The sequence below is a fragment of the Bacillus sp. SIMBA_031 genome (assembly GCF_046535225.1).
GTDB classification, from domain to species: Bacteria; Bacillota; Bacilli; order Bacillales; family Bacillaceae; genus Bacillus; species Bacillus velezensis.
The window spans coordinates 1-335 of the sequence record NZ_JAWRXC010000088.1; the positions used below are offsets into that span (position 1 = coordinate 1).

The following is a 335-nucleotide window of genomic DNA, read 5'->3' on the forward strand; positions in this document are numbered from 1 at the left end:
CTGCGATGCAAGCCAAGGCACGAATTTGTTGTCTGCGGTTTTCATGCCGATCCAGTCTGCCTCGGGAAACTCACCGCCCGTGCCGCAGTCCATCACGTCACCCTTCACGAGCCGCAGCGAAAGCCACAAGCCTTTGCCATTCCAGCCCACGCGTGCGACGCGCATCCCCGCTTTTAACGCGATCAGCGCATCGCCAAAGCTCTTCGCGGCGCCTGGCTGATATGAGCGCTCGAACACATCGGCCGGCGACCAGCTGACGTAGCCCTGATGACCTTCGATGTTCGGCTTGCCACCGTCGAGATACTCGACCAGGTAGCCCGGCTCGTTTGGGTCTT

At 60.9% G+C, this 335-nt stretch carries 1 protein-coding gene; it reads right to left on the bottom strand.

Annotated elements, in window-relative coordinates:
• Positions 1 to 335 (bottom strand): DUF2829 domain-containing protein (locus SB724_RS19630; protein ID WP_410572455.1); only part of this gene is annotated, 335 nt, incomplete at both ends.